This is a genomic window from Alteromonas gracilis, from assembly GCF_043642145.1.
GTDB lineage: Bacteria > Pseudomonadota > Gammaproteobacteria > Enterobacterales > Alteromonadaceae > Alteromonas > Alteromonas gracilis_B.
The window spans coordinates 1-1221 of record NZ_JBHZRZ010000036.1 but is presented as its reverse complement, the minus strand read 5'-3'; the positions used below and the strand labels follow the sequence as shown (position 1 = coordinate 1221).

1 protein-coding gene is annotated in these 1221 nt (G+C 45.8%); it reads left to right on the top strand.

Annotated elements, in window-relative coordinates; translation table 11 throughout:
• Positions 1-76: 76 nt before the first annotated feature.
• The coding region (locus ACHUFN_RS20175) for an ISL3 family transposase (protein WP_394224521.1) at positions 77-1221 on the top strand (1145 nt) is incomplete at its 3' end.

The following is a 1221-nucleotide window of genomic DNA, read 5'->3' as shown; positions in this document are numbered from 1 at the left end:
GGCTCTTCATCATTAACGGGGGACATCCGCATTCATTAAACTGATTTTGCGAAGAATCATTTAATGGAGAGTACAGATGTCCCACGCAGGTACTATTTTAGGCATAAGTGAGTTAGAAATAGAACGTGTTCATCGACATGATTTTATTGAAGTGTGGGCAAAACCCACCAAAAAACCGCGATGTCAGCATTGTGAAAGCCGAGAGCTTCGCACTAAGGCGACACATCAACGCACGGTAAAACACACACGCCAAGGCAATCAGGTATTAACACTGCACTTAAAGGTGCCTAAGTACCATTGTCGGTGCTGTGGTCGCTATTTTCGTCACCCGTTTGTCGGGATTCGGCCTCGCTATCGGGCCACCGAGTGCTTTCGGTTAGAAGTCTTTGAAGCTCATCATGGTGGTGTGACACAGCGCGGTATATCCCGCACACATCGTATCAGCCCTACCACGGTTGAGCGTTGGTATCAGTCTCACATCAGTCAAAAATACAAAGAAATCGTCAGTCGACCTTGCCCTGAGATGCTGGGGATAGATGAACACTTTTTTACCCGTAAGAAGGGCTACGCGACGACGTTTGTCGATTTACGGCACCGTAGTGTGTTTGATGTAAAGTTGGGACGTTCTGAATTAAGTTTGCGCTCGTACTTGCGCCACCTTCCCAATAAAGAGAACGTGAAGCTCATTGCGATGGACTTATCAGAAACTTATCGCGGTATTGCCAAACGTTATTTCCCCAACGCGACGATAGTCGCTGACCGCTTTCATGTGGTGCGCTTAATTAACCATCACTTCTTAAAAGCGTGGCAGCAACATCATCCTGATGGGCGTAGGAACCGAGGTTTACTCAGTTTGATGCGACGACATCAATGGCACCTAAACGAAGAGAATAACACTAACCTACAACGCTACTTAGCTGACTATCCGGTGCTAAAGACTTTATATGAGGTCAAGCAGAAGCTCATCAGGTATATGCTGTTAAAGACAATGAATGAAAAACGAATGGAAAAAACACTACCCGGATTCTTAGAGTTGCTTGAACAGCTACATCACAGTCCGTTGCGTGCACTGGCCAATACCCTGACGTCGTGGTTGCAACCTATCATTGCCATGTGGCGCTTTACACGAAACAACGGCATCACTGAAGGCTTCCACAACAAAATGGAAATGATATCGAGAAGAGCGTATGGTTTTAGAAACTTTGAAAACTATCGAATAAG